This is a genomic window from uncultured Roseibium sp. (assembly GCF_963675095.2).
Taxonomy (GTDB): Bacteria; Pseudomonadota; Alphaproteobacteria; order Rhizobiales; family Stappiaceae; genus Roseibium.
Genome location: NZ_CAXXSJ010000039.1, coordinates 13,814 through 36,344, shown reverse-complemented (window position 1 = coordinate 36,344; position 22,531 = coordinate 13,814). Strand labels below are relative to the sequence as shown.

Genomic DNA, 22,531 nt, shown 5'->3' with positions numbered 1-22,531 from the left:
GCTGTTCAAGACCATTTTCAGATGGTCGAGGAACACGGTCATTCCCATGGCTTGGACCTCGATCTCCTGTGGGCCATACATGGCCATCAACACGATCTTGCAGATCACGATCACAAGACGGCTGTTCTGGTCTGGCCTCGCCTCACACCTGAACATCGCTATCACCGAACGGCCTGGCATTTTCCGCCCAGCGGTGCCGTGTCCGCCCTCCATTCTCCTCCGGAGCGTCCTCCCAGAGCCTGACAGAGACCCGCTTGCCGGGTGTTCAATCAAATTCATCTGTCAACTGACTGGGAAATTCTCATGAATTCTGCAGCCACGGTTGGGCAAAGCCGTCTGGAAAAGACCGGCTATTTTGTCCTGCCATTGTCAATGCTGGCGCTTCTTCTGTGGCCGGCATCAGCCCTTGCGCATAATGTTACTGCCGGTGACGCAGGTTACATTCAGGAAATATGGGGGGTGAACATCATTCCCTTCATGTACCTGGGCGCCAAACACATGGTCACCGGATACGACCACATCCTGTTTCTTTTAGGAGTCGTGTTCTTCCTCTACCGGATGAAGCACGTAGCGATTTACGTCAGCCTTTTTGCGCTCGGTCACTCGACCACGATGCTGGCGGGGGTCTATTTCGGCTGGAACGTCAACCCGTATATCATCGACGCCCTGATCGGGCTGTCCGTGGTCTACAAGGCGCTTGATAATCTCGGCGCCTTTCAGCGCTGGTTCGGTTTTCAGCCCGACACCAAAGCCGCCACCCTGATATTCGGGCTGATTCACGGCATCGGTCTGGCCACCAAAATCCTTGACTACGAAATCGCCTCGGAGGGTCTGATACCGAACCTGCTCGCCTTCAATGTCGGAGTGGAAATCGGACAGCTTCTGGCGCTTGCCCTGATCCTCATCGTGATGGGCTATTGGCGCCGGACTGCGGGTTTCTGGCGGCACGCCTACACCGCCAATGTGGTGATGATGTCCATGGGATTTGTCCTGATGGGGTATCAGATCACCGGATATTTCGTCGTTTCCTAATTCAAAGAAAGAACTGATATGTACAACGCAAACAAACCAAACCCCGATGAGCTGCCGAGCTCGGCGCAGTTGATCCGTTCAACGGTTCTCGCGCTGATAGCTGCCGTCATTATCCTTGTGACCATCGTTCTGCCCGCGGAATACGGCATCGACCCGACCGGCATCGGCCGGACGATTGGTCTCGCCGAGATGGGAGAAATCAAGACAGAACTGGCAAGAGAAGCGGAAGAGGACCACAAGGCAGGTGCGGTTGACCGACGGTCGAACTTTCTCGACGGGTTGTTCGGCCTTATCATCGGCACAGCCCATGCCCAGGATGCCTGGCGCGAGACTGTCACCTTCACCCTGGAACCCGGTGAATACACCGAGATCAAGTTGGTCATGAAGGAGGGAGACACGGCAGAGTACGATTGGGTGGCCGAAGGTGGACGTATCAACTACGACCTCCATGCCCACGGCGGCGGCAAGTCGATCGACTATGAAAAAGGACGTGGAAAGACCGACGGGAAGGGAAGCTTCACGGCGCCGTTTCCCGGCGATCATGGATGGTTCTGGCGCAACCGCGACAATGCGGATATCACGGTGACCCTGCAGCTGCGCGGTGACTTCAGCGACATCAAGCAGTCGAAGTAAGAGAAACGAGGCCGGGTTTCAGGGTGACGCTTCGCCTAAGTGGCAAGTCTCACAGCGAGGCCCGGCCTTTCTTACCCGTTTCAGGAGAAAGCATCATGTTGAAAATCATCGCCTTGGTTGCGGCGCTGTTTCTAGGAACTGCCTCGGCCTACGCTCATTCCGGCGGGCATGGGTTTCTGACGGAAGAAGATGCCCGGATCACAGCTTCGAATGCGGCCGGCTATTTCGTAACCCATGATGTCGGCAAGCAGTGGGGGATGCTGCCGCAGAGCTGGAGCGTCATTCCTTTCGACCAGACGAAGATTCTGGCGGTCGTGGATGGGGACTTTGTCATCGCGGTGATGAACCTTGAGGAAAAGAAGACCCTCTACGTTCTCGTTGCAGGGAGCGGGGATGTCCTCGATGCAAATTTCGAAGGCATTTTTCCCTTCGTTTACGATGCCAAGAAGGAAGGCACGCTTGTCACCCTCGACTGAGTGCGAAAGCCCAAGCGATTGAGTTCCTGCCTGAGCCTTCGGCATTTGTCGTACTCTGAGAGGTTTCGCCCCGGTAGCAAAAAGCCTCCGGGGCATTCCTTTTCGAAAGCCTGCCGAAAGGCAAGGAGACGCCTTCTGCCCTTTTGGCATGGTGGCAGGAGACAGGAAAACTGAAAGAGAGCTTCACGGAGTTTTCCTGGTGGGGTGCTCAACATTGGCTTCTGACGGTCATCGAGCCACCGGTTCTCGGGGTGCTCGGTTGGGAAGGTCCCAAGCGGTTCGGGAGTTGATTTGATTTTTCCATTGCTATATTTCGATAATTCGACTACTTTCGAAATATGAAGAAAGAACTCGCACTCGACGCGCTGGCGGCGCTTGGGCAGGAAACGCGCCTCGACGTCTTTCGCCTGTTGGTGAAAGCCGGACAAGAAGGCATGCCTGCCGGCGCCATATCCGATGCGCTCGACGTGCGGCCGAATACCCTGTCGACCCACCTGGGCGTCCTGTCCCGCTCCGGCCTTGTGCACGCCGAGCGGGACGGGCGCTCGATCCTTTACCGGGCGGACCTCGCCGCGATGGGAGACCTGGTGACCTATCTGCTGCAGGACTGCTGCGGCGGCCAGCCGGAACTCTGCGCTCCCGTCCTGTCCTGCCTTACACCTGCTGTCGAAGCCGAAACGTAACGTCATTTCATTCGCAGGCCCCATCAAAGGGCCTTTGACCATTCCGCCCCACCAAGGATGACAGCCCGTCACGGAAACGGCGATTTCCTGGTCGAGGTGAACCGCTGTCTGGAGACTGAGACATGGCAACTGTCGATGAAACGCCGCTTGGCGTGTTCGAGCGCTATCTTTCCGTTTGGGTGGCCCTGTGCATCGCTGCCGGTGTCGCGCTCGGGCTGGCCGTTCCGGGCCTGTTTTCGGCGATTGCCGGTCTGGAATACGCCAGCGTCAATCTGGTCGTGGCGGTGTTCATCTGGGTGATGATCTATCCCATGATGGTCAATGTGGACTTCGCGTCGCTGAAGGACGTCGGCAAGAAGCCCAAGGGTCTGTGCATCACGCTGGTGGTCAACTGGCTGATCAAGCCATTCACCATGGCCGCCCTCGGTATCCTGTTCTTCGAATATCTGTTCGCGGGCTTGGTCGCTCCGCAGGATGCCAAGGAATATATTGCCGGCATGATCCTGCTCGGCGTCGCGCCGTGCACCGCCATGGTATTCGTCTGGAGCCAGCTGGTCCGGGGGGATGCCAACTATACCCTGGTGCAGGTCTCCATCAACGACATCGTCATGGTGTTCGCCTTCGCGCCGATCGCGGCCCTCCTCCTGGGCGTGACCGATATCATCGTGCCCTGGGAAACTCTGCTGCTTTCCGTCATTCTTTACGTGATCATTCCGCTGGCAGCGGGATACGTGACGCGGCGGTCCCTGGATAATTCGGGTCATCATGAACGCATTGCCCAGTTCACAGGACGGGTGAAGCCGTTCTCCGTCATGGGGTTGCTGGCGACCGTCGTTCTGCTGTTCGGGTTCCAGGCGCAGACCATCGTCGACAAGCCGATGGTGATCGTCCTGATCGCGATCCCGCTTCTGGTGCAGAGCTACGGCATTTTCGCGGTGGCCTATATCTGGGGCTATCTGTGGCGGGTGCCGTTCGCGACGGCCGCACCGGCGGCGCTGATCGGCACGTCCAATTTCTTCGAGTTGGCAGTGGCCGTCGCCATCAGCCTGTTCGGCCTGAACTCAGGCGCGGCGCTCGCGACCGTTGTCGGCGTGCTGGTGGAAGTGCCGGTGATGCTGTCGCTGGTCGCCTTCGCCAACCGGACGCGCAGCCACTTCGCCTGACCGTCTAGCCCGCCCAGTCGACACCAGCGATCAGGGCCGCGGCCTGGCGGTGGAGATACTGCATCAGTTCGCCGGCCTTCATGATGGCCAGCTGTTCCTCGCCGGCCGCGATCGCCTGCATCAGTTCAAGATGGGCCCATGCGGCCGCGTCGAGATCGCTGTCGGCGAAATAACGGAACCAGAACCGTCGGCTGAGGGTCTGTAAGGGCGCGACTGCCTTTGCGGCGAAGGGATTGCACGACGCGCCCGCGACGATTCCGTCAAAGCTCTTGTCCAGCCGGTAGAAGGCGGTGACGTCCTGGCCGGATGCAGCGTCTCGCATCTTGCCCGCACACTCCTCCAAGGCAGTGCGCTCCTCCTTGCTGGCAAGACGGGCCGCGGCGCCGGCCAGCAGAATCTCCAGTCCATGGCGGGCGTCGAGCACGCGAGCGAAGTCGCCCGGGTGCAGGTCGGCAATGACGATGCCGAGCCTGGGGCGGATCGAAACCAGGCCTTCCCAGCTTAAGCGCTGGATCGCTTCGCGGATCGGCGTCCGGCCCATTTTCAGGTCCTGGGTCAGCCGGCTTTCCGTGACCGCCTCGCCCGGTTTCAGCTTCAGTGTGACGATGGCTTCCTCAAGCTGCCGGTAGGCGGCTTGCGAGAGGCTTTCTTCTTCTCCCATCTGATCTCCGAACCTGACAGGGATGGCGTGGCTTTCTTGATATTCTATTGATATATCACTTGTTGACAAGTGGCAAAGGGAGGCGCACGATCCGGATCAACCGGTTTCTTGAGGAGAGTGTCATGTGGAAGGGTGTTTTTCCGGCGGTCACGACGAAGTTCACGGAAAACGATGAGCTGGATGTAGCCGAAATCGAGCGCTGCTTCGGCCTGCAGTTCGATGCGGGCTGCGACGGCATGATCGTTTGCGGCTCGCTCGGCGAGGCGATGGCCCTGGAGCCGGAGGAAAAGCTCGAACTGCTGCGGATCGCGAAATCCGCAGCCGGTAGCCGGCCGGTCCTGATGACGGTCTGTGAAAGCTCGACCAAACGGGCCGCCAAAGCTGCCCAGGCGGCGGCCAAGGCCGGCGCCGATGGCCTGATGGTGTTGCCGGGCGTGCCCTACAAGTCCGCGCCCCATGAGACGGTTGCTCATCTGAAAGCCGTGACGAAGGCCGCCGGCCTGCCGGTCATGATCTACAACAATCCGGTCGCCTATGGTGTCGACGTTACCCTCGACATGTTCGAGGAACTGGCCGAAGAGCCGCTGGTCGTTGCCATGAAGGAATCCACCGACGATATCCGCCGCGTAACCGACGTGATCAACCGGTTCGGCGACCGGTTCGACGTCTTCACCGGCGTCGACAATCTGGCGCTGGAAAGCCTGATGATGGGCGCGGTCGGCTGGGTCGCCGGTCTGGTGGTCGCCTTCCCGAAGGAAACGGTCGCCATCTACAAGCTGGTTCAGGTCGGACGTATCGCCGAGGCACTCGAGATCTATCGCTGGTTCCGGCCGTTGCTCGATCTCGATGTCTCCACCAATCTGGTGCAGAACATCAAACTGACCGAGGTCCATGCCATCGGTTCCAGCGACCGCTGCCGCGCGCCGCGCCTGGCGCTCTCCGGTGCGGAAAAGGAACGCGTCGAGGCGGTGATCAAATCCGCTCTTGAAAAAAGACCCGAATTACCCGTCATTTAGTGACATGACCAAACCTCATGTTCATATCGTCGGCGCCGGGATCGTCGGCCTCGCGACAGCCTGCATCCTCGTCGAGCGCGGCTGCAAGGTCACGATCATCGACCGGGAAGGGCCGGCGGCAGGCGCCAGCCAGGGCAATGCCGGCGGTATCGCTTGGACGGATGTTGCGCCGCTGGCGTCTCCCGGTGTCTGGAAGCAGGCGCTGAAATGGCTGGCCGATCCGCTCGGGCCGCTCACCATCCGTCCGGCCTATGCGCTGAAGATCCTGCCCTGGATGCTGCGTTTTCTGGCCGCGTCCAGCCGCTCGCGGGTGAAGGAAAGTACCGAGGCACTGGCCGCGCTCAACAGCACGGCGCTGCCGGCCTGGGAACGGGCCTGGCGGCTGACCGGCACCCACAACCAGGTGAACTACAACGGTTGCCTGGAAATCTTCGATAACAAGGCAAAGCTTGAAAGCTACCGCAAGACCTGGGCGGAACAGCGGGACTACGGTGTCGAGGTCCAGGAACTGACCGGCGACCAGATCCGCGAGATGGAACCGGAACTAACCGAGCGAATCCTCGGCGGCGGTCTGCTGCCGGGCTGGGCGCAGATGGACGATCCGAAGAAGCTGTGCCTGTCGCTTGCCGACTGGCTGAAAGCGCAAGGGGTGACTTTCGAGATCGCCGCGGTCGATGGTGTCTCGGCCAGGGAAGATGGTGCGGAACTCCGCTTTGCCGATGGAACCAGCCGGTCGTGCGACAAGCTGGTGATCGCCTGCGGCGCATGGTCGAAAAGGCTCACTGCCCAGCTCGGAGATGCGGTGCCGCTCGACACGGAACGCGGTTACAACATCACCGTGCCGGACCCGGGCATCAGGGTGACCCGGTTCATCATGCTGCCCGGCCACGGTTTCGTCCTATCGCCGTTGGAAACCGGTCTTCGGATCGGCGGCGCGGTGGAATTCGGCGGTCTCGAGTTACCGGAGAACTGGAAGCGAGTAGATGCCATGATCGCCCGGGCGAAGACGATCTTTCCGCGGCTCGATGCCTCGACCGGCACCCGCTGGATGGGTTTCCGGCCGTCGCTACCCGACAGCCTGCCGGTGATCGGATCGTCCTCGGCAAGCGATCACATCGTCTACGGTTTCGGCCATGCCCATCACGGCTTGACGGAGGCGGCGGCGACCGGTGAACTGCTGACGGCGCTTATTCTGGGCGAGACACCGGCAATCGATCTGTCGCCGTTCCGGGCGACACGATTCTAGAGGAGAGCAGGGGATGGCACGTCACACGTTTTTCTGCATCGACGGTCATACCTGCGGTAACCCGGTCCGGCTCGTGGCGGGTGGAGGCCCACGTATAGAGGCTGCTTCCATGTTCGAGCGGCGGCAGAAGTTCCTCGCCGATTACGACTGGATCCGCACCGGACTGATGTTCGAGCCGCGCGGCCATGACATGATGTCGGGCACGATCCTCTATCCGCCGTCCTCCGACGATTACGACGTCGGCGTGCTCTACATCGAGACCACCGGCTGCCTGCCCATGTGCGGTCACGGCACCATCGGCACGGTCACGATGGCGATCGAGGAGGGGCTGTTGACGCCGAAGACGCCGGGTATCACCCGTCTGGAGACGCCGGCGGGTCTGGTCACCGCCGAATACCGGATGGACGGCGAGTATGTGGCCTCCGTCAAGCTCACCAACGTGCCGTCTTTCCTGGCGGCCGAAGGCCTGGAAATCGACTGTCCGGAGTTCGGCCGGCTGACGTTCGATGTCGCCTATGGCGGCAATTTCTATGCGATCTTCGAGCCGCAGGAGAACTTCCCCGGTGTCGGCAAGGTGCCGGTCGACCAGCTGGTGGCGGTGAGCCCGAAATTGCGTGTGGCGCTGAACGAAGCCTTCGAGATGCGCCATCCGGAAAACCCGGAGATCAAGGGCATCACCCATATCCAATGGACCGGACCGGCAGCAGATCCCAAAGCCGATGCCCGCAACGCGGTTTTTTACGGCGACAAGGCCATCGACCGGAGCCCCTGCGGCACCGGCACCTCGGCGCGGATGGCGCAGCTCTTCGGAAAGGGCAAGCTGAAGGTAGGCGAAACATTCGTCCATGAAAGCGTCATCGGCTCGCTGTTTACAGGTGGCGTCAAGCAGGACGTTCTCGTCGGCACCAAGCGTGGCATCGTGCCGACCATCGAGGGCTGGGCGGTCAAGACCGGCATCAGCACCATCACCCTCGACGAACGCGACCCGTATATGACCGGCTTCTCGGTCACCGGCACCGGTGTGAAACGGTATCCGCGGCCCTAGATCGTATCGCTCTAACACGCTGAAAAATACCGTTCATCTTCGGTTCATCCGCGATATCGTAGTTACCAGACGTCACTTCATGAATCGCCACGCGCTTTCTGCGTGGCGTCTTACCGTTTATTCTAGGCAGGAATTTTCATGCGCGGTTTTTTGCAGCTTGTTATGCTTGGCCTTCTGGCTTTATCCACTCCGGCCTCGGCCTCTCCGGATGTCGATTTCCCCCAGCCGGGTACCTCCTACGGCGGCAAGGTTCGCGGTGGTCCGGGCATGCAATATCAGCAGGTCGGGAGCCTTCGCGAAGGCGACAGTATCCTGATCCTCAACGGCACGGGCGCCATGATGAACGGCTACGAGTGGTTCCTGATCCGCTTCCACAATGGCCGGACCGGCTACCAGTGGGGCGGGATCATGTGTTCGCAGAAGCCTTATCCGACGATTTACCGGGTATGTCCCGGTTATCAACCCCAGGCAGCCCCTCAGCCCACCTTTCAGAACCCTCCCGTGACGCAGCCCGCTCAGGTGGACGAGGTGCAGATCAAAGCGAATGGCTTTAACGTCGTTGTGGTGAATTACAACGGCGGAGGGTTCGTGCGGACCGGCATTCATGGCCAGTGGACCGAATCGGATCATTTTGGAAACGAGAAGTTCTATTTCCAGCAGAAAAGCCATGACCCGGTGTCGGTTACGCTCTTCGACGCGTCCAGAAATGTGACGATCAAGCTTAATCTGAGCCGCAGGAAAATTCTCTACGGTGAGGGCAACCAGCCGCTGAGAGATCTCTACGACATTACCTACGCGGACAAGTAACGGGCCGGTTTCCAGGTCCAATCGGTTCATGGCCGGTTCAGCCGGCCCTGGATAGGCTTCGAACAACGGGCGTACGACCGTTGGCCGTCGCCTCTGGTCAAACTTCGATAATCTCAATTGCAGGGTTTTTCAGATGATACGGTTTCTTTCATTGCTGGCATTGGCCATCAGCGCAGGATTTGCTTCCTCGGCCTCGGCATCCCCGGATGTCGATTTCCCCCAGCCTGGCTATTCCTACGGCGGCAAGGTCCGCGGCGGACCGGGCATCAACTACCGGCAGGTGGGCAGCCTTCGCGAAGGTGACAGGATCCTGATTCTCAACGGTACCGGCGCCATGATGAACGGCTACGAGTGGTTCCAGATCCGCTACCGCAACGGCCGTACCGGCTATCAGTGGGGCGGCCTCATGTGCTCGCAGAAGCCCTATCCGACGATCTTCCGGGTTTGCAATGGCCCGAGCCTTGCTGCAGGCCAGCCGAACAATGGCCAGCCCAATTACGGGCAACCGAATAACGGCCAGCCGAATTATGGGCAGTCGTATAATAGCCAGCCCAACTACGGCCAGCCGGCGCAAAACCCGTATCCCGCTCCGGTGCAGGTCAACGGCTACAATGTCTCCCAGGTCTTTCATTCGCGCGGCAGCTTTTCGCAGGCCGGTCGGGGTCAATGGGAAGAGCTGAACGACCAGGGCCGGGTGACGTTCCGGTTTCAGGAACAGCAGCGCGACGAGTGGTCGGTCTACCTGTACGACGCCTCCCGCAACGTTTCCCTGCAACTGGATCTCCATCGCAGGCAGGTTCTCTACGGCGTTGGCAATGCGCCCAAAGGCCCCCTTTACGCAATAACAAATGCCATTGCGGATGTGGCTCCCGCACAGCCCCGAACCGGCGGCGTCTATCCGCAGCCGGCTGCGCCGAATTCGAACACCGTTCAATACACCTGCCCGGAGGGGATTCCTCTGGTCGTGACCTATGTGAACAGCGGCAACGGGCATGTGATTGTCGGCATCGACGGCGGGCCGGGCATCCGGCTTGAGCAGGTGGTCTCCGGCTCCGGTTCCCGTTACACGAACGGCACATACACGCTCTACAGCAAGGGCAATTCCGCGGGTCTTGAATCACCGTCCGGTTTCGACCAGTGCTATGAGCGCTGACCGGATTGGGTTGGGTCGCATTGGCGGGCAACTGTCCCGGGTGGTCCCGACACCGTCGAGAAACGCGTTCCAGGTAAAAAAACAGCGGCAGGTTGCCCTGCCGCTGTCTTAAAATAAAATCCCCTAAAGTAAGTTTTTGCCCATCGGGCGAAACATCTATGTCATTTATACCAAATAGGCATTACTTCTGGTAGCTAACAGAATTGTTAGGGGCAGGGCCAGGTTGTATACGATGGTCGACATTGGAAAGGCGATCGAAGAAATTCAGCGCTCGCGTTCGTCGGCGGAGGCATTCAAAGTCTTCACCAGAGCGGTCGAGCAATACGGTTACGACAAGGTCTGTTTTACCTTGATGACCGACCATCCGGCTTTGGGTCTTCAGGCCTTCCACGGTTTCGCCACGAGCTATCCGGATGACTGGATGAGCCATTACATGGAGCGGGACTATTACGCTTCGGATCCGGTCGTCTACCGATGTTTCCAGAACCCGTCGCCGTTCTTCTGGGAGGATGCGGTCACCGAGCAAAGCCGCGATCCCGCTAGTGATGACAAGGCGCTCATCACGTCGAGAAGGCTCATGAACGAGGCCAGCGATGCAGGCCTTGCCGACGGAATAGGGGTGCCTTTCGTCAGCATGTCCGGCGAGTTGTCAGCCGTCGGATTGTCCCGGGACCGGCCGATTGCAGAACGCAATTACCGGGAACTGGCGGAAGTCGCGCTGCTTGGACATGCGTTCCACGACAAGTTTCTGAGCTTCTACGCAAGCCCGACGATGCCACGTATGACCGACCGGGAACGGGATGTTCTCGCCTGGTCGGCGGAAGGCAAGACGGATGCGGAGATCGCGATCATCCTGGGCGTTTCCGCCGCAACGATCCGGTTCCACTGGAACAACGTCTTCAAGAAGATGCAGGTTTCCAACAAGGTTCTGGCCACCTGCATGGCCATCCGGCTCGGGATCATCAGCGTCCAGAAACCGGGCGCGTGACACCGGGTCCTGGTCTCGGTTGACGTTATTTCGGTGGGCAGGCTGCGTCGCCCGCACGGCCGGCAGAAGTGCCGCCGACGATGACATCGGCGGACCCGCCTGCGACACAGTTGCCGGCAGGCATCGCGAAACGCACGGCCGGTTCGCCTTCGACTAGGAACCCCGGCACGATTTCAAACATGCCTTCCGGACAGTTTGCCACATCCGATAGCCTGAGCATCGGTCGTCCGTTGATGAAGACGGACGACGCCCCGCTTGCCGCACATGCGGGCAGGTTCGGTGTCTTGTCCTGTGTCTGGGCTTGAGCACCAAGCGGCAGAACAGCGGTCAGGAACATGGAAAGGCGGATCAGAATTTTCATCCGTTTTCTATGACAGAAAGCGGGCTTTCGGGGAAGCAACGGATGCGGCAGATGGCGCCGACCCATTCCCGGAAACGCGCATTCATTGGTGCGATTTTCACTCGCCCATAGCCTCCGGCCATAAATCGCGCTATGCACGGAGCAGACGAGAACGAAACGGGAATCAGGTGATGGCGTGGTCGCCGGAACAGGACAAGGCGCTGGCAGAAACGGCAAGCTGGCTGAAGCGCGGCGACCGGCAGGTGTTCCACCTGTTCGGTTACGCGGGAACGGGCAAGACCACCCTTGCGCGGCACCTTGCCGAAGGCATTGACGGCGACGTCTGTTTCGGCGCCTTCACCGGCAAGGCCGCCCATGTCCTGCGCCAAAAGGGCTGCGCCGATGCGGGTACGATCCATTCGCTGATCTACCGTCCGCGTGCCGCCAAGGAGGAAGAGGAGACCGACGACGACGAGGACGACGCAGGCCCGCAGTTCGCAATCAAGCGCGACAGCGTGGCGGCGACCGCCAAGCTGATCGTCATCGATGAGTGTTCCATGGTGGACGAGGAACTCGGCCGGGACCTTCTGTCATTCGGCACGCCGGTGCTGGTGCTCGGCGACCCGGCGCAGCTGCCGCCGGTCAAGGGCGGCGGCTATTTCACCGAGGCCGAACCGGACGTGATGCTGACGGAAGTCCACCGCCAGGCTCAGGACAATCCGATCGTCCGCATGTCCATGGATATCCGCGAGGGCGGCAAGCTGGAGTATGGCGAGTATGGCGAGAGCCGGGTCATTCACCGGCGCGACATCGACAAGGATCAGATCCTGGCGACCGACCAGGTGCTGGTCGGTACCAACAAGACCCGCCGGCTCTACAACGGCCGCATCCGCGAGTTGAAGGAGTTCACCACGCCGATGCCCGCCGTCGGCGACAAGCTGGTGTGCCTGAGGAATGACAAGACCAAGGGCCTCCTGAACGGCGGCTTGTGGACCGTCAAGCGCCTGCGGACGCCGCAGGGCAATACGCTCCGCTTCGATGTCATCCCGGAGGACGATATCGGCGCGAAGCAGGTGGTGAAGGTCAAGGTCCTGCCGGCCATGTTCGAGGACGGCGCGGAACAGATCCCCTATGCCATCCGGCGCAAGGCCGACGAATTCGACTACGGCTACGCGCTCACCGTGCACAAGGCGCAAGGCTCCCAATGGGACGACGTGGTGCTGTTCGACGAGAGCTGGGCCTTCCGCGAACACAAGGACCGCTGGCTCTACACGGCGGTGACCCGCGCCGCGGAACGGATCACCGTGGTGCGTTAGGCGCCGTTTTTGGAAATTCCCGGTAACGCCGACAAGGCGACCTCGACCATCGCCCTCAGTTCTTCCTCTCTCGCTCCGGCCTGGGCTTGGGAGGCAAGTGCCGCAGGCTGTGCGGAATAGAAGTCCGCGAGCACATTGGTATCGGCCTTTTTTGACAATTCGCCACGGTCCTGCGCGCGATCCAGCACGGTTTTGAGAGCTTCGCGCCGCGCGGCGTTCAGGGATTTGGAGAGTTCCTTGAGGCCAGGTCCGGCTTCGGCGCAGTCAAAGCCGCTGTTGATGATGAAACAGCCCTTCGGGTGGGCGTTGCCGATGACCGAATGGGCGATTTCAAAAAGATACCGGCGCAAGGCGGTTTCAAGCGGACCATCGAAAGCAAGCAGCTCATTGGTCAGCGGCGAAGCCATCTTGTCAGAATAATGCTCCAGAGCCTTTTTGTAGATGTCTTCCTTGTCGCCGAAATTCGCGTAGAGGCCAGGCTTCGCCATCCCGGTCGAGGCGACGAGGTCCGACATGGAAGTGCCCGCAAAGCCTTTTTCCCAAAAGGTTCTCATGGCGGCCTCCAGGGCGATTTCAGGTTCTATTTTCCGTGGGCGCCCGCGGGTCATGAAAGCCAATGTCCTGATTTTTGGAATTTCGTACCGAGTGGTAATTTATTCTCTTGAAATCCCGGTTCAAGCTCTTATTAAAATACCGATCGGTATTTAATTATGAATTCCGACCTACGAGAGGAATGTCTACATGAGCAGGATCAATGGGAAAGCAGCCCTGGTAACGGGGGCAAACAGAGGAATCGGCCGTGCCTTTGTTGCCGGTTTGCTTAAGGCCGGCGCGGCAAAGGTCTATGCAACCGCACGAAATCCGCAGACGCTCGACGATCTCGTCAAAGAGGGCAACGGCAAGGTTGTTGCCCTGGCTTTGGATGTGACCCGGCCGGACATGATTGCGGAGGCCGCCAGGAATGCCGATGTCGCCTTGCTCGTCAACAATGCCGGGATTGCAGCCTTTGAAGGTCTGATAAGCGCCAAATCGAGCGAGCCGGCGCGCGAAGAAATGGAAACCAACTACTTTGGACTGCTGAACATGGTGCGCGCTTTCGCACCGGTCTTGGCAAGGAATGGCGGCGGCGCGATCATCAACCTGTCTTCCATCGCCGGCCAGGTGAACTTCCCGGCTCTCGGTTCCTACAGCGTGTCAAAGGCAGCTGTCCACTCGTTGACCCAGGGTATTCGGGCAGAACTGAGCGGACAGGGGACGCAGGTACTGGGTGTTTACCCGGGTCCCGTCGACACGGATATGGCCGCGAATCTGCCCATGGATAAGACCCCGCCAAGCGCGGTCGTCGACAACATTCTGCAGGCCCTGGAGGCCGGGGAGGAAAGTGTCTACCCGGACCCCGCCTCGCAGGAATTGCATGGTGGCCTGCTTGCCGATCCGCTCGCTGTCGAAAGGCAGGTCGGGCAGATGCTTCCGGGCTAACGGCTCGACAAGATTATCGAGTGGGCCGCGGGCTCTGACCCGCGGCTCCCATCTCGAACCTGCCGACCCCCGGTTCGGGCGGAAATTATCAGATAACCTCCACCTTGTAGCCGGAGCGCGGAAAATGGACGTACACATCGCCGGCATCCGGATCGGTGCGATGCAGCGTTATCGTGTCGGCGCTTGCCGCGGCCACGGTGCCTTCCACCGGCTGTTCGCCACCATCGACATCCGGCGAAACGACGACGGAAATTCCGGCCTTGAGGCCCTGGGGGTCGTTGCGAATTTCGGGGTCGCATTCAAGCGGCGTGCACTGGCGGGCGCGGTCGATGGCGTCTTCGGCCGACATCCCGGTCATGGTGCCATGGCCTATCCTGGCGACGTTCTCCTCCCAGCGCAGTACATGGGCGAATTCCGACAGAAGGTGGCTGCTGTCGTTCCAGCGGCCGTGGACGAACCAGACCACGTGATAGAACTGGGCGTCGATTGCAGCGGGCGCGTCGCCCAGCAGAAAAGACCGGCCGTCGGAAAGCTGTTGCTCGAGCCATGTCAGCGGCACACGCAGTTGCGCGACCAGATGGGGCAGCTCAGTGTTGGCTGCCTTGAGACCTGCAGCCCAGTCCGGTCCCAGATAGAGCCGGCCGCGATCTTCGGCAAATTCCTTCGGCAGGTCTTCACCGGCAGAACCCAGCACGATCTTGACGCTGAGGTCGAACAGCGCGCCGTCGGTCCACCGGCTCAGGTTCCACATCAGGCCCTCGTCCCCTGCCGGGAAGAAGCCCGGTGAGGGGTGGCGGCGTTCCAGTTCACGCAGGATCGCCTGGCTGTCGCAATAGATGTCGGCGCCGATCTGCATCACAGGAGTGCGCCGGTAGCCGCCGGTCAGTTTGGCGAGCATGGGCTTGGGCGGTAGGCGGGGGATTTCCACCGAACGCCAGCTTAGCCTCTTGATGCCGAAGCCGACACGCACTTTTTCGGCGACCGGCGATTGCGGGTAGTTGTGTAGAATGATTTCGTCTGCCGCGCCGGTCATGCGCTCCTCCCAGTCAGATATCAGGATGGTAATGTGGTAGCCGGATTTTCCGGACGTATCATCCCGGAGTCGATGCAGATCGTTCGGAATTGACTGTCCTGAAGTGCTGGGCGAGGCCGGTATTTCTCCGTGGATCACACCTTCAGGTCTCTTTATCGCCGTCATTACCGGCACTATCGTCGCCTGCCCTGAAACGCATTTGGGAATGTTTGAATGTCGGACGTCACCATGAGTTCCTCTGCCCCTGCTGCAAACCCGCAGGCGACAAGCGCTGAAACCGCCTTGCGCATCGCGCGCCGGATCGCGGACGAGATCGCCTGCCAGCCGGCACAGGTCAACGCCGTGGTGACGATGCTCGACGAGGGCTCGACGGTTCCCTTCATCGCCCGCTACCGCAAGGAGGCAACCGGCGGTCTCGACGACACCCAATTGCGCAAGCTGGAAGAGCGGTTGATCTATCTGCGCGAGCTGGAAGACCGGCGCGCGGCGATCGTGAAATCGATCGAGGAACAGGGCAAGCTGACCGACGATCTTGCTGCGTCCATCGCCGCCGCCGACACCAAGGCGACGCTCGAAGATCTCTATCTGCCCTACAAAAAGAAGCGCCGCACCAAGGCGCAGATCGCCCGCGAAGCCGGGTTGGAGCCCTTGGCGGATCTGCTGCTCGGTGATCCGATGAAAGACCCGGAAGCAGAAGCGGCCGGTTATGTCGATGCGGACAAGGGTGTCGAGGACACCAAGGCAGCACTCGATGGCGCACGCCAGATCCTGATGGAACGGTTTGCGGAAAACGCCGAGCTGGTCGGACGTCTGCGCTCCCATGTCAGCGAGCGCGGCGTGGTGCAATCGAAACTGATCGACGGCATGGGCGAAAAGGGCGCCAAGTTCGCCGACTATTTCGACTATTCCGAACCCCTGTCGAAGATCCCGAGCCACAGGGCGCTGGCGCTGTTCCGCGGCCGCAACGAGGGTGTTCTGTCGGTCGACCTGACCGTCGATGCGGATGATGTCTCGCCGGTGAAGCCCGCGGAAAAGATGGTGGCCGACACCTATGGCATTTCAGACAAGGGGCGTCCGGCCGACAAGTGGCTGATGGACGTCGCGCGCTGGGCGTGGAAGGTGAAGCTCGCGCTTCATATCGAGCTCGACCTGATGGGCGATCTGCGCGAAAAGGCGGAAGAAGAGGCGATCCAGGTCTTCGCCCGGAACCTGAAGGACCTGCTGCTTGCGGCGCCCGCCGGTGCCAAGTCGACCCTCGGTCTTGATCCGGGCATCCGCACCGGGGTCAAGGTTGCGGTCGTGGACGAGACCGGCAAGCTCACCGATACGGCGACCATCTATCCGTTCCAGCCGAGAAACGACGTGACCGGCAGCCGCGCGGCGCTGCTGGCGCTGATCGCCAAGCACAAGGTCGGGCTGATTGCTATCGGCAACGGCACGGCGAGCCGGGAGACCGATCGCCTCGCCGCCGATGTGCTGGCCGATATTCCACCCGCCAGCCGGCCGGTGAAGGTGATCGTCAATGAGGCGGGCGCGTCCGTCTATTCCGCGTCCGAACTGGCGGCGAAGGAAATGCCGGATGTGGACGTTTCCCTGCGTGGCGCGGCCTCCATTGCCCGGCGCCTGCAGGATCCGCTCGCCGAACTCGTCAAGATCGAACCGAAGTCCATCGGCGTCGGCCAGTACCAACATGACGTCAACCAGACCCGGCTGGCGCGCGCGCTCGATGCGGTGGTCGAGGATGCGGTGAACGCGGTTGGCGTTGATCTGAATACGGCATCGCCCGCGTTGCTGACCCGGATTTCCGGTCTGTCCGACAGCCTGGCCAAGGCGGTGGTGGAGCATCGCGATTCCATTGGTCGCTTCACCAGCCGCAAACAGTTGAAGGACGTGCCGCGTCTTGGTGCGAAGGCGTTCGAGCTCTGCGCCGGGTTCCTGCGCATCAATGACGGCGAAGATCCGCTCGATGCCTCTTCCGTTCACCCGGAGGCCTATCCGCTTGCCAAGCGCATCGTGAAGGCCTGCGGCCGGGATGTGCGCCAGATCATGGGCGACAACAGCCTGCTGCGCGGTCTCGACCCGAAGGAATTCACCGACGAGCGCTTCGGCCTGCCGACGGTAAAGGACATCATCTCGGAACTGGAAAAACCGGGGCGCGATCCGCGCCCGGAATTCAAGACCGCCGCCCTTCAGGACGGGGTAGAGGAAATCTCCGACCTGAAGCCGGGCATGAAGCTGGAAGGCACGGTCACCAACGTCACCAATTTCGGCGCCTTCGTCGATGTCGGCGTGCACCAGGACGGGCTGGTCCATGTGTCCCAGCTCGCCGACCGCTTCGTCGACGACCCGCACAAGGTGGTCAAGGCCGGGGATATCGTGAAGGTGACGATCCTGGAGGTGGACGTGCCGCGCAAGCGCATTTCCATGACCATGAAGTCACAGGCCGATTACCAGGGGCAGCGGGAGCGCCAGACCGAGCGCGGCCGGGACGACCGCAGGGGCGGCGGGCGGCCGGATCGCTCAGGGCCCGGCGGACGCGGTCCGAAACCCGGCGGCAATGGTCCGCGTGGAAATGGGCCCCGTGGAGCCACCGGCGGCGGCAACAACGCCATGGCCGCGGCCCTTGCCGCGGCGATGAACAAGCGCGGAAAATAGGGTCGGATAAAGTTCTCTGGCGAGCCGACCGTTGACCCCTACAGCACAAAAGAAAAACCGCCTGATGCAGCCTGCATCGGGCGGTTTTCAATTCTGCCGTAAAACGGTGCCGGGCAGAAACCCGCGCAGGCGTCTTATTTCCGGCCCTTGGCGGACTGCTTGCGCGAAGCCTGGCCCATGTTGCCGTTCTGGGACGGCGCATAGGAGGAGACGACGCCCAGGAGCGTGCTGCCAAGGATTTGTGCAAAAAAGGTCATGGCGTTTCCTAACCTGACATTCGATCTGATGTTTCTCGGGAGGCGGTTGCCTAATTCGTTGGCCGCTTGCCCCGTATATGGGCACCCATTGCCTTTCAATCAAACGAATTGTATTTATGTGATCGATCAAAAAAATTGAACTGAATAAAACAGGCCTGCCGGCATGGAAAACGGATTCAGACAGGGCGCTCCGCTGATCGATCTGGACCTCTATCGGACCTTCTTTACGATCGCGGAAACATCAAGTTTTACAAAGGCTTCCGAGCTCGTCGGGCGCACGCCTTCGGCGGTCTCGATGCAGATTAAGAAACTGGAAACCATATTGGGAGTTGCGGTTTTTTCACGGGAGGGTCGCGCTGTGCGCATGACTCCCGAGGGCGAAGCGCTGCTTGGATATGCCCGTCGTATCCTGAAATTGAACGAGGAAGCCGTCAGCCTGTTCCGCTCACCTGCGGTGGAAGGCGAGGTCCGGTTCGGCGCGCCGTCCGATTTCGGCACCCGGTTCCTGCCGAATTTCCTCTCGCGATTCGCCCGCTCTCATCCAGGCGTGAATGTGGATGTGGACCTGGACGCAAGTCCCGGGCTTGCGCGAAAAATGAAGAACGACGAACTTGATCTGGTTCTCTATACCGCGCGCCCGGACAGCGAACTTCTGAAAGACGGCGACATCGTCTTCACCGAGCCGCTGATCTGGGTCGGGCTGGAAGGCGGCGTTGCCTATGAGCGCGATCCCCTGCCGCTTGCGGTCTCTACCTCCGGCTGCCCCTGGCGCCGGGCGGCACGGCTCGCCCTCGACAAGGCAGAGAAACCCTACCGGATTTCCTATACGAGCTTTCACAGCGCCGGCCAGGAAGCAGCTCTTCTAGCCGATCTTGCGGTTGCGCCGTTTCCGGCCAGCGTGGTTGAACCTCCGCTGCAGGCGCTCGACGAGCGCCACGGCCTGCCGGATATCGGCAACTATCACATCATCCTGGCGCAGAACCCGCTCGCGGGCAAAGCAACCCGGGCCTTTGCCGACCACGTGCGGGAGTGTTTCCGGGAGATGGCGCTCGGAATGAGCGCCACCGCAGGATAGTCTTATCGCCTACTGCGCCAGACCCAGGCTTTCCAGATGGGCGATGGAGGCGGGAATGCCGGCCGGATCGCGCAGCTCGATGATCAGCCGGGGTTCGCTCGTCAACTCACCAAGTGCTTCGAACACGGCAGGCCAGTTGACCGTGCCCTGTCCGAGCGTCCAGTGGCGGTCGGCATAGCCGTCGGCATCCTGCAGGTGAATGTGGCGCAGCCGGTTGCCGGCGGCCTTGACGTAATAGTCGACGGGCGGAGCGCCGGTCGAGCCGTGGGCATAGTGGGCGTGGCCGGTATCGATGGAGACGGCAACCGCCTTTGAACGGAAGCTGTCGGCGAGGCGGACCCGGTCGTAAGGGTCCTTGTCCTCGATGTTCTCGATCACCAGTTCGCAACCGATCTCTCCGGCGCGTTTGACCGCGTCCTTCATGGTCAAATGGCAGAGTTCGACCAACCGCTCGCGGCCATTCGGGTAATTGTCGAGATTGTTGTAGCTCCAGGTGGTGAAGGGGCTATGCACCACCATGTGCGTGCCGCCAAGGGCCTCGCAGACGTCCAAGCCCTGCAGCAGGCGCTTGCGGACGATGGCGCGAACCTCCGGATCCATTGTGTCGACCGCAAGGCCCCAGAAGGGACCGTGAATGCCGACCCGGCCCTGATGGCCGTCCAGCAGACGTTTCGCTTCCGCGACGATCGATTGCCAGTCGCCGTTGAGCACGTCGGCATAAACGAAATCCTGCAGCTCCAGATCGCGATGCTTGTCGCGCATCAGGTCTCGGTGGACTTCGAGGTGTTTCAGCGTCATTGCCGCGCCGACTACGGGAAGGTCTGTCATGGGTGTGCCTGTGTCCGGGAAGGGAATGGTCCTGTTTCCCGGCTCTTAGGCAGGATCGTTGACAACCGTGCGACAGTTCAGCGTCGGAACCGCCGAATTTTGCTCAGTATCCCCGTTTTCGGTCGACGCTGTCGGGAATGGTGCCGGTCTCCAGAAAGGCGCCGATGTTTTGGCCGACGATCCGGGACGCCGTCGCCGGGATCGTCGGCGCGGTGATATGCGGCAGGACCGTCACGCCCGGGTGGGACCAGTAGGGGTGGTCCTGGGGCAGGGGCTCGGTGACGAAGACATCGAGCACGGCATGGTCGAGACGGCCACTGTCCAGGGCCGCAAGCAAGGCCTCGTCGTCGATGATCGGACCGCGGGCGAAATTGATCAGCGAGGCACCGTTAGGCAATTGGCTCAGGGCTTCTGCGCCGATCATGCCACGGGTCTCGGGTGTCAGCGGCATGAGCAGAACCAGGATGTCCGATTTTGAAAGGACGGTCTTGAGGCCCTCGGCTCCGTGATGGGTCTCCACGCCGACGAAGTTCTTCTCCGTCCGGCTCCAGCCGCAGACGGTAAAGCCGTGGTCGCGCAGCCGGGCGAGCGCCTGACTTCCCAGTTTGCCGAGCCCCAGAATGCCGACGGTGCGTTCTTCGGGCAGTTTCAGGGGATGTTCCAGCCAGACCCGGTCGCGCTGCTGGCGGGTATAGCGGGGCATGTTCCGGTGCAGGTAAAGGGTCCAGGCAAGGACGGCCTCCGACATGGTCTCCGCCATTTGCGGGTCGGTCATACGCACGATACGCGGACCGTCCTCGGGGAGTTCCGAAACGAGGCGCTCGACGCCCGCCCACAGGCTCTGCACCCACTTCAGGTTCGGCAAAGAGGCAACGTCCTTGGGGTCCGGATTGGCGACGATGGCGACTTCGGCCGCTGTCCGTTCCGCATCGCTCAACTCATCGAGGGGCTTGAGGGTCGCGATCTCCTCAAGCGCGGCCGGCAGGTGGCGATACCACAGTTCGAGTTCGTCCTCCTGGGCGCGGATGATCATGGGAACGACCGGCTTCATGCTGCAAAGATCCCGCTGGTGTCCTTGAAGCCCTTGACCTCGATCGGGTTGCCGGAGGGATCGCGGAAGAACATGGTGCTCTGTTCGCCGGGCTCCCCCTTGAAGCGCAGGGTCGGCGGGATCACGAAATCGATCCCTGCCTTCTCCAGCTTGTCGGCAAGCGCGGTCCAGCTTTCCATGTCCAGGATGACGCCCAGATGCGGCATCGGCACCATGTGATCGCCCACCTTGCCCGTATTCGTGGTTTCGAAGGGTGTCCCTTTATGCAGCGAGATCTGGTGCCCGAAGAAATCGAAGTCCACCCAAGTATCGGTGCTGCGGCCTTCACGACATCCCAGAAGACTGCCGTAAAAGGTGCGCGCCTCGTTCAGATCGGTCACATGATAGGCAAGGTGAAAACAGGACTGCAATTTCTTCTCCTGAAGGGGATGTCCGGATTTAGGTCCGCTGGCGGGCTCCGGAGGCGGGGGGTAAACGTTACTGATAACGTTTTTTCGGCGTTATGACAGCCCCGCCCGTGCCGATGCCAGTGCGCGGACCGATTGTCTTGTTCCCGGTCCATGATTGCATGTTTTTATATGTATTATTTCCCGAAAATGCTGGATTTTTTGGCAATAACCATGTTTGGCGGAATTTCGAAAAAGGCCGGCGGATATATTTCGCCGATCCAATAAAATGCTATTGTAAATTTTAACGATAGGTATCGACTTACCCGTCAGAAGAGGGCTGATTTGAAATCTGGTCAGCCGGGTCTGTCAGCGGGAGCAGGGCAGATCCGCGCAATCAGTACTTGTATGCCATTTGAGATAGGGTCTTCGGCGTTGATGCAGACAAGATCAAAAAACACACGTGTGGACGACGCCTACGATCGTCTCAAATTTGAAATCACACATTCCAAACTCCCCCCGGGTTCACAAGCTCCGGAGCCGGATATTGCCGAAAGGCTCGGCATGAGCCGGACGCCGGTTCGCGAGGCGCTGATCCGTCTGGAAGCCGATGGACTGGTTAATCTTGTTCCCAGGCGTGGTGTCCGGGTCCTGGGTGTTTCGGTGCAGGATCTCGTGGAGGTTTACGATATCCTCAGCGCTCTCGAGCCGCTCGCCATCTCAAATCTTGCGGGCCGGACGATTGCGCCCAAGGACCTGGAAAAGCTTGAAGATCTGATCAGGGACATGGACCTTGCTCTCGAACGAAACAATCTAGACGCCTGGGCGGACGCCGAAGACGGTTTTTACCGGCTGCTTCTCGCTCTGGGTCAGAACCGGCGTCTGGAAAAGGTCGTGCTCGGTCTTTATGACCAGGTCAGGCGCGGGCGCATGGTTCTCCTGCGGCTACGCGGCGTTCCCGTAGCCACGGTCCAGACCTACCGGGACATCCTGGCGGCCATCGTCAGCGGCGACGGACCTGGCGCCTACAGACAGTCTCACGCATGCCGGCAGAGAACCCTTGAGACCTTTTGCGAGTTGTTCCGGACGAGCCAGCTGTCGCAGATCTAGATCCCGGTCTCATTCCTGCGGCCGTGACCCGGCCCGGGTTCGCATCCTTCCTGTTTCGGTCATGTGCATGATCGAAGACTATGGCAGACTGGGACGGT

General features: G+C 60.6%; 24 protein-coding genes. 16 read left to right on the top strand and 8 right to left on the bottom strand.

The features are described from left to right. The first annotated feature begins 372 nt into the window (after positions 1 to 372). The 5 genes from ABIN98_RS15110 (at position 373) to arsB (ending at position 3,987) form a co-directional block, all read left to right on the top strand. Positions 373 to 1,032: a HupE/UreJ family protein gene (locus ABIN98_RS15110; protein WP_346911265.1), complete on the top strand. Its 660-nt coding sequence runs from the start codon at positions 373 to 375 to the stop codon at positions 1,030 to 1,032. A gap of 69 nt (positions 1,033 to 1,101) precedes the next feature. Then, complete coding sequence (locus tag ABIN98_RS15105; RefSeq protein ID WP_346911252.1) at positions 1,102 to 1,665, top strand: transmembrane anchor protein; 564 nt, start codon at positions 1,102 to 1,104, stop codon at positions 1,663 to 1,665. Between the two features lie 95 nt (positions 1,666 to 1,760). Next, a complete protein-coding gene (locus tag ABIN98_RS15100) occupies positions 1,761 to 2,141 on the top strand; it encodes a DUF6488 family protein (protein ID WP_346911250.1) in 381 nt (126 codons plus the stop codon). A 338-nt stretch (positions 2,142 to 2,479) separates the two neighbouring features. After that, complete coding sequence (locus tag ABIN98_RS15095; RefSeq protein WP_346911248.1) at positions 2,480 to 2,824, top strand: metalloregulator ArsR/SmtB family transcription factor; 345 nt, start codon at positions 2,480 to 2,482, stop codon at positions 2,822 to 2,824. Between the two features lie 122 nt (positions 2,825 to 2,946). Beyond that, positions 2,947 to 3,987, top strand: a complete 1,041-nt coding sequence (gene arsB, locus ABIN98_RS15090) for an ACR3 family arsenite efflux transporter (protein WP_346911246.1) — start codon at positions 2,947 to 2,949, stop codon at positions 3,985 to 3,987. Positions 3,988 to 3,991: 4 nt separating this feature from the next. Here arsB and ABIN98_RS15085 read toward each other — a convergent pair whose 3' ends face one another. Further along, positions 3,992 to 4,648, bottom strand: coding sequence for a GntR family transcriptional regulator (locus ABIN98_RS15085; protein ID WP_346911244.1), 657 nt, complete (start codon positions 4,646 to 4,648; stop codon positions 3,992 to 3,994). Between the two features lie 122 nt (positions 4,649 to 4,770). Between ABIN98_RS15085 and ABIN98_RS15080 the strand changes: the two genes are divergently transcribed. The 6 genes from ABIN98_RS15080 to ABIN98_RS15055 all read left to right on the top strand — a co-directional run bounded on the left by ABIN98_RS15080 (position 4,771) and on the right by ABIN98_RS15055 (position 10,903). Next, positions 4,771 to 5,664 (top strand): dihydrodipicolinate synthase family protein, encoded by an 894-nt coding sequence (locus tag ABIN98_RS15080; protein WP_346911242.1) that lies wholly within the window; start codon positions 4,771 to 4,773, stop codon positions 5,662 to 5,664. Positions 5,665 to 5,668: 4 nt separating this feature from the next. After that, positions 5,669 to 6,910, top strand: a complete 1,242-nt coding sequence (locus ABIN98_RS15075; RefSeq protein ID WP_346911241.1) for an FAD-binding oxidoreductase — start codon at positions 5,669 to 5,671, stop codon at positions 6,908 to 6,910. Positions 6,911 to 6,923: 13 nt separating this feature from the next. Continuing rightward, a complete protein-coding gene (locus ABIN98_RS15070) occupies positions 6,924 to 7,955 on the top strand; it encodes a 4-hydroxyproline epimerase (RefSeq protein ID WP_346911239.1) in 1,032 nt (343 codons plus the stop codon). Between the two features lie 138 nt (positions 7,956 to 8,093). Further along, on the top strand, positions 8,094 to 8,762 hold the full coding sequence (locus tag ABIN98_RS15065; RefSeq protein ID WP_346911237.1) for an SH3 domain-containing protein: 669 nt from the start codon (positions 8,094 to 8,096) through the stop codon (positions 8,760 to 8,762). Between the two features lie 133 nt (positions 8,763 to 8,895). Further along, positions 8,896 to 9,915 (top strand): MliC family protein, encoded by a 1,020-nt coding sequence (locus ABIN98_RS15060; RefSeq protein WP_346911235.1) that lies wholly within the window; start codon positions 8,896 to 8,898, stop codon positions 9,913 to 9,915. 232 nt (positions 9,916 to 10,147) lie between these two features. Beyond that, entirely contained in the window at positions 10,148 to 10,903 is a 756-nt protein-coding gene (locus ABIN98_RS15055; RefSeq protein WP_346911233.1) for an autoinducer binding domain-containing protein, read from the top strand. Between the two features lie 25 nt (positions 10,904 to 10,928). Here the strand turns inward: ABIN98_RS15055 and ABIN98_RS15050 are convergent, their stop codons facing one another. Beyond that, a complete protein-coding gene (locus ABIN98_RS15050) occupies positions 10,929 to 11,264 on the bottom strand; it encodes a PAAR domain-containing protein (protein ID WP_346911231.1) in 336 nt (111 codons plus the stop codon). Between the two features lie 170 nt (positions 11,265 to 11,434). On the opposite strand from ABIN98_RS15050, the gene ABIN98_RS15045 reads away from it, so the two are divergent. Then, on the top strand, positions 11,435 to 12,559 hold the full coding sequence (locus ABIN98_RS15045) for an ATP-dependent RecD-like DNA helicase (RefSeq protein WP_346911229.1): 1,125 nt from the start codon (positions 11,435 to 11,437) through the stop codon (positions 12,557 to 12,559). On the opposite strand, the gene ABIN98_RS15040 is transcribed toward ABIN98_RS15045, so the two are convergent. Then, positions 12,556 to 13,113, bottom strand: a complete 558-nt coding sequence (locus ABIN98_RS15040; RefSeq protein WP_346911227.1) for a TetR/AcrR family transcriptional regulator — start codon at positions 13,111 to 13,113, stop codon at positions 12,556 to 12,558. The genes ABIN98_RS15045 and ABIN98_RS15040 overlap by 4 nt on opposite strands. A 187-nt stretch (positions 13,114 to 13,300) precedes the next feature. Here ABIN98_RS15040 and ABIN98_RS15035 point away from each other — a divergent pair, with 187 nt between their 5' ends. Continuing rightward, entirely contained in the window at positions 13,301 to 14,038 is a 738-nt protein-coding gene (locus ABIN98_RS15035; protein WP_346911225.1) for an SDR family oxidoreductase, read from the top strand. An 88-nt stretch (positions 14,039 to 14,126) separates the two neighbouring features. On the opposite strand, the gene ABIN98_RS15030 is transcribed toward ABIN98_RS15035, so the two are convergent. Then, positions 14,127 to 15,071, bottom strand: coding sequence for a glutathione S-transferase family protein (locus tag ABIN98_RS15030; RefSeq protein WP_346911223.1), 945 nt, complete (start codon positions 15,069 to 15,071; stop codon positions 14,127 to 14,129). 213 nt (positions 15,072 to 15,284) lie between these two features. Between ABIN98_RS15030 and ABIN98_RS15025 the strand changes: the two genes are divergently transcribed. Further along, positions 15,285 to 17,726: a Tex family protein gene (locus ABIN98_RS15025; protein WP_346911221.1), complete on the top strand. Its 2,442-nt coding sequence runs from the start codon at positions 15,285 to 15,287 to the stop codon at positions 17,724 to 17,726. A gap of 134 nt (positions 17,727 to 17,860) precedes the next feature. Here the strand turns inward: ABIN98_RS15025 and ABIN98_RS15020 are convergent, their stop codons facing one another. Further along, positions 17,861 to 17,983 (bottom strand): hypothetical protein, encoded by a 123-nt coding sequence (locus tag ABIN98_RS15020; protein WP_346911219.1) that lies wholly within the window; start codon positions 17,981 to 17,983, stop codon positions 17,861 to 17,863. 163 nt (positions 17,984 to 18,146) lie between these two features. Between ABIN98_RS15020 and ABIN98_RS15015 the strand changes: the two genes are divergently transcribed. Beyond that, on the top strand, positions 18,147 to 19,058 hold the full coding sequence (locus ABIN98_RS15015) for a LysR substrate-binding domain-containing protein (protein WP_346911217.1): 912 nt from the start codon (positions 18,147 to 18,149) through the stop codon (positions 19,056 to 19,058). Between the two features lie 9 nt (positions 19,059 to 19,067). On the opposite strand, the gene ABIN98_RS15010 is transcribed toward ABIN98_RS15015, so the two are convergent. The 3 genes from ABIN98_RS15010 to ABIN98_RS15000 all read right to left on the bottom strand — a co-directional run bounded on the left by ABIN98_RS15010 (position 19,068) and on the right by ABIN98_RS15000 (position 21,347). Further along, entirely contained in the window at positions 19,068 to 19,886 is an 819-nt protein-coding gene (locus ABIN98_RS15010; protein WP_346911215.1) for a sugar phosphate isomerase/epimerase family protein, read from the bottom strand. Between the two features lie 103 nt (positions 19,887 to 19,989). Further along, positions 19,990 to 20,937, bottom strand: coding sequence for a glyoxylate/hydroxypyruvate reductase A (locus tag ABIN98_RS15005; RefSeq protein ID WP_346911213.1), 948 nt, complete (start codon positions 20,935 to 20,937; stop codon positions 19,990 to 19,992). Then, positions 20,934 to 21,347: a VOC family protein gene (locus ABIN98_RS15000; RefSeq protein ID WP_346911211.1), complete on the bottom strand. Its 414-nt coding sequence runs from the start codon at positions 21,345 to 21,347 to the stop codon at positions 20,934 to 20,936. The genes ABIN98_RS15005 and ABIN98_RS15000 overlap by 4 nt, the downstream gene beginning before the upstream one ends. Before the next feature lie 384 nt (positions 21,348 to 21,731). Here ABIN98_RS15000 and ABIN98_RS14995 point away from each other — a divergent pair, with 384 nt between their 5' ends. Beyond that, complete coding sequence (locus tag ABIN98_RS14995) at positions 21,732 to 22,433, top strand: GntR family transcriptional regulator (RefSeq protein WP_346911209.1); 702 nt, start codon at positions 21,732 to 21,734, stop codon at positions 22,431 to 22,433. Positions 22,434 to 22,531 lie beyond the last annotated feature (98 nt).

Excerpts from the sequence above, each read along its gene's own strand:
- ABIN98_RS15035 (WP_346911225.1), top strand. The coding sequence starts at position 13,301 with ATGAGCAGGATCAATGGGAAAGCAGCCCTGGTAACGGGGGCAAACAGA.
- ABIN98_RS15080 (WP_346911242.1), top strand. The coding sequence starts at position 4,771 with ATGTGGAAGGGTGTTTTTCCGGCGGTCACGACGAAGTTCACGGAAAAC.
- ABIN98_RS15040 (WP_346911227.1), bottom strand. The coding sequence starts at position 13,113 with ATGAGAACCTTTTGGGAAAAAGGCTTTGCGGGCACTTCCATGTCGGAC.
- ABIN98_RS15095 (WP_346911248.1), top strand. The coding sequence starts at position 2,480 with ATGAAGAAAGAACTCGCACTCGACGCGCTGGCGGCGCTTGGGCAGGAA.
- ABIN98_RS15070 (WP_346911239.1), top strand. The coding sequence starts at position 6,924 with ATGGCACGTCACACGTTTTTCTGCATCGACGGTCATACCTGCGGTAAC.
- ABIN98_RS15050 (WP_346911231.1), bottom strand. The coding sequence starts at position 11,264 with ATGAAAATTCTGATCCGCCTTTCCATGTTCCTGACCGCTGTTCTGCCG.
- ABIN98_RS15065 (WP_346911237.1), top strand. The coding sequence starts at position 8,094 with ATGCGCGGTTTTTTGCAGCTTGTTATGCTTGGCCTTCTGGCTTTATCC.
- ABIN98_RS15030 (WP_346911223.1), bottom strand. The coding sequence starts at position 15,071 with ATGACCGGCGCGGCAGACGAAATCATTCTACACAACTACCCGCAATCG.
- ABIN98_RS15045 (WP_346911229.1), top strand. The coding sequence starts at position 11,435 with ATGGCGTGGTCGCCGGAACAGGACAAGGCGCTGGCAGAAACGGCAAGC.
- ABIN98_RS15100 (WP_346911250.1), top strand. The coding sequence starts at position 1,761 with ATGTTGAAAATCATCGCCTTGGTTGCGGCGCTGTTTCTAGGAACTGCC.
- ABIN98_RS15060 (WP_346911235.1), top strand. The coding sequence starts at position 8,896 with ATGATACGGTTTCTTTCATTGCTGGCATTGGCCATCAGCGCAGGATTT.
- ABIN98_RS15015 (WP_346911217.1), top strand. The coding sequence starts at position 18,147 with ATGGAAAACGGATTCAGACAGGGCGCTCCGCTGATCGATCTGGACCTC.
- ABIN98_RS15020 (WP_346911219.1), bottom strand. The coding sequence starts at position 17,983 with ATGACCTTTTTTGCACAAATCCTTGGCAGCACGCTCCTGGGCGTCGTC.
- ABIN98_RS15005 (WP_346911213.1), bottom strand. The coding sequence starts at position 20,937 with ATGAAGCCGGTCGTTCCCATGATCATCCGCGCCCAGGAGGACGAACTC.
- ABIN98_RS15110 (WP_346911265.1), top strand. The coding sequence starts at position 373 with ATGCTGGCGCTTCTTCTGTGGCCGGCATCAGCCCTTGCGCATAATGTT.
- ABIN98_RS15010 (WP_346911215.1), bottom strand. The coding sequence starts at position 19,886 with ATGACAGACCTTCCCGTAGTCGGCGCGGCAATGACGCTGAAACACCTC.
- ABIN98_RS15025 (WP_346911221.1), top strand. The coding sequence starts at position 15,285 with ATGTCGGACGTCACCATGAGTTCCTCTGCCCCTGCTGCAAACCCGCAG.
- ABIN98_RS14995 (WP_346911209.1), top strand. The coding sequence starts at position 21,732 with ATGCCATTTGAGATAGGGTCTTCGGCGTTGATGCAGACAAGATCAAAA.
- ABIN98_RS15055 (WP_346911233.1), top strand. The coding sequence starts at position 10,148 with ATGGTCGACATTGGAAAGGCGATCGAAGAAATTCAGCGCTCGCGTTCG.
- ABIN98_RS15085 (WP_346911244.1), bottom strand. The coding sequence starts at position 4,648 with ATGGGAGAAGAAGAAAGCCTCTCGCAAGCCGCCTACCGGCAGCTTGAG.
- arsB (WP_346911246.1), top strand. The coding sequence starts at position 2,947 with ATGGCAACTGTCGATGAAACGCCGCTTGGCGTGTTCGAGCGCTATCTT.
- ABIN98_RS15075 (WP_346911241.1), top strand. The coding sequence starts at position 5,669 with ATGACCAAACCTCATGTTCATATCGTCGGCGCCGGGATCGTCGGCCTC.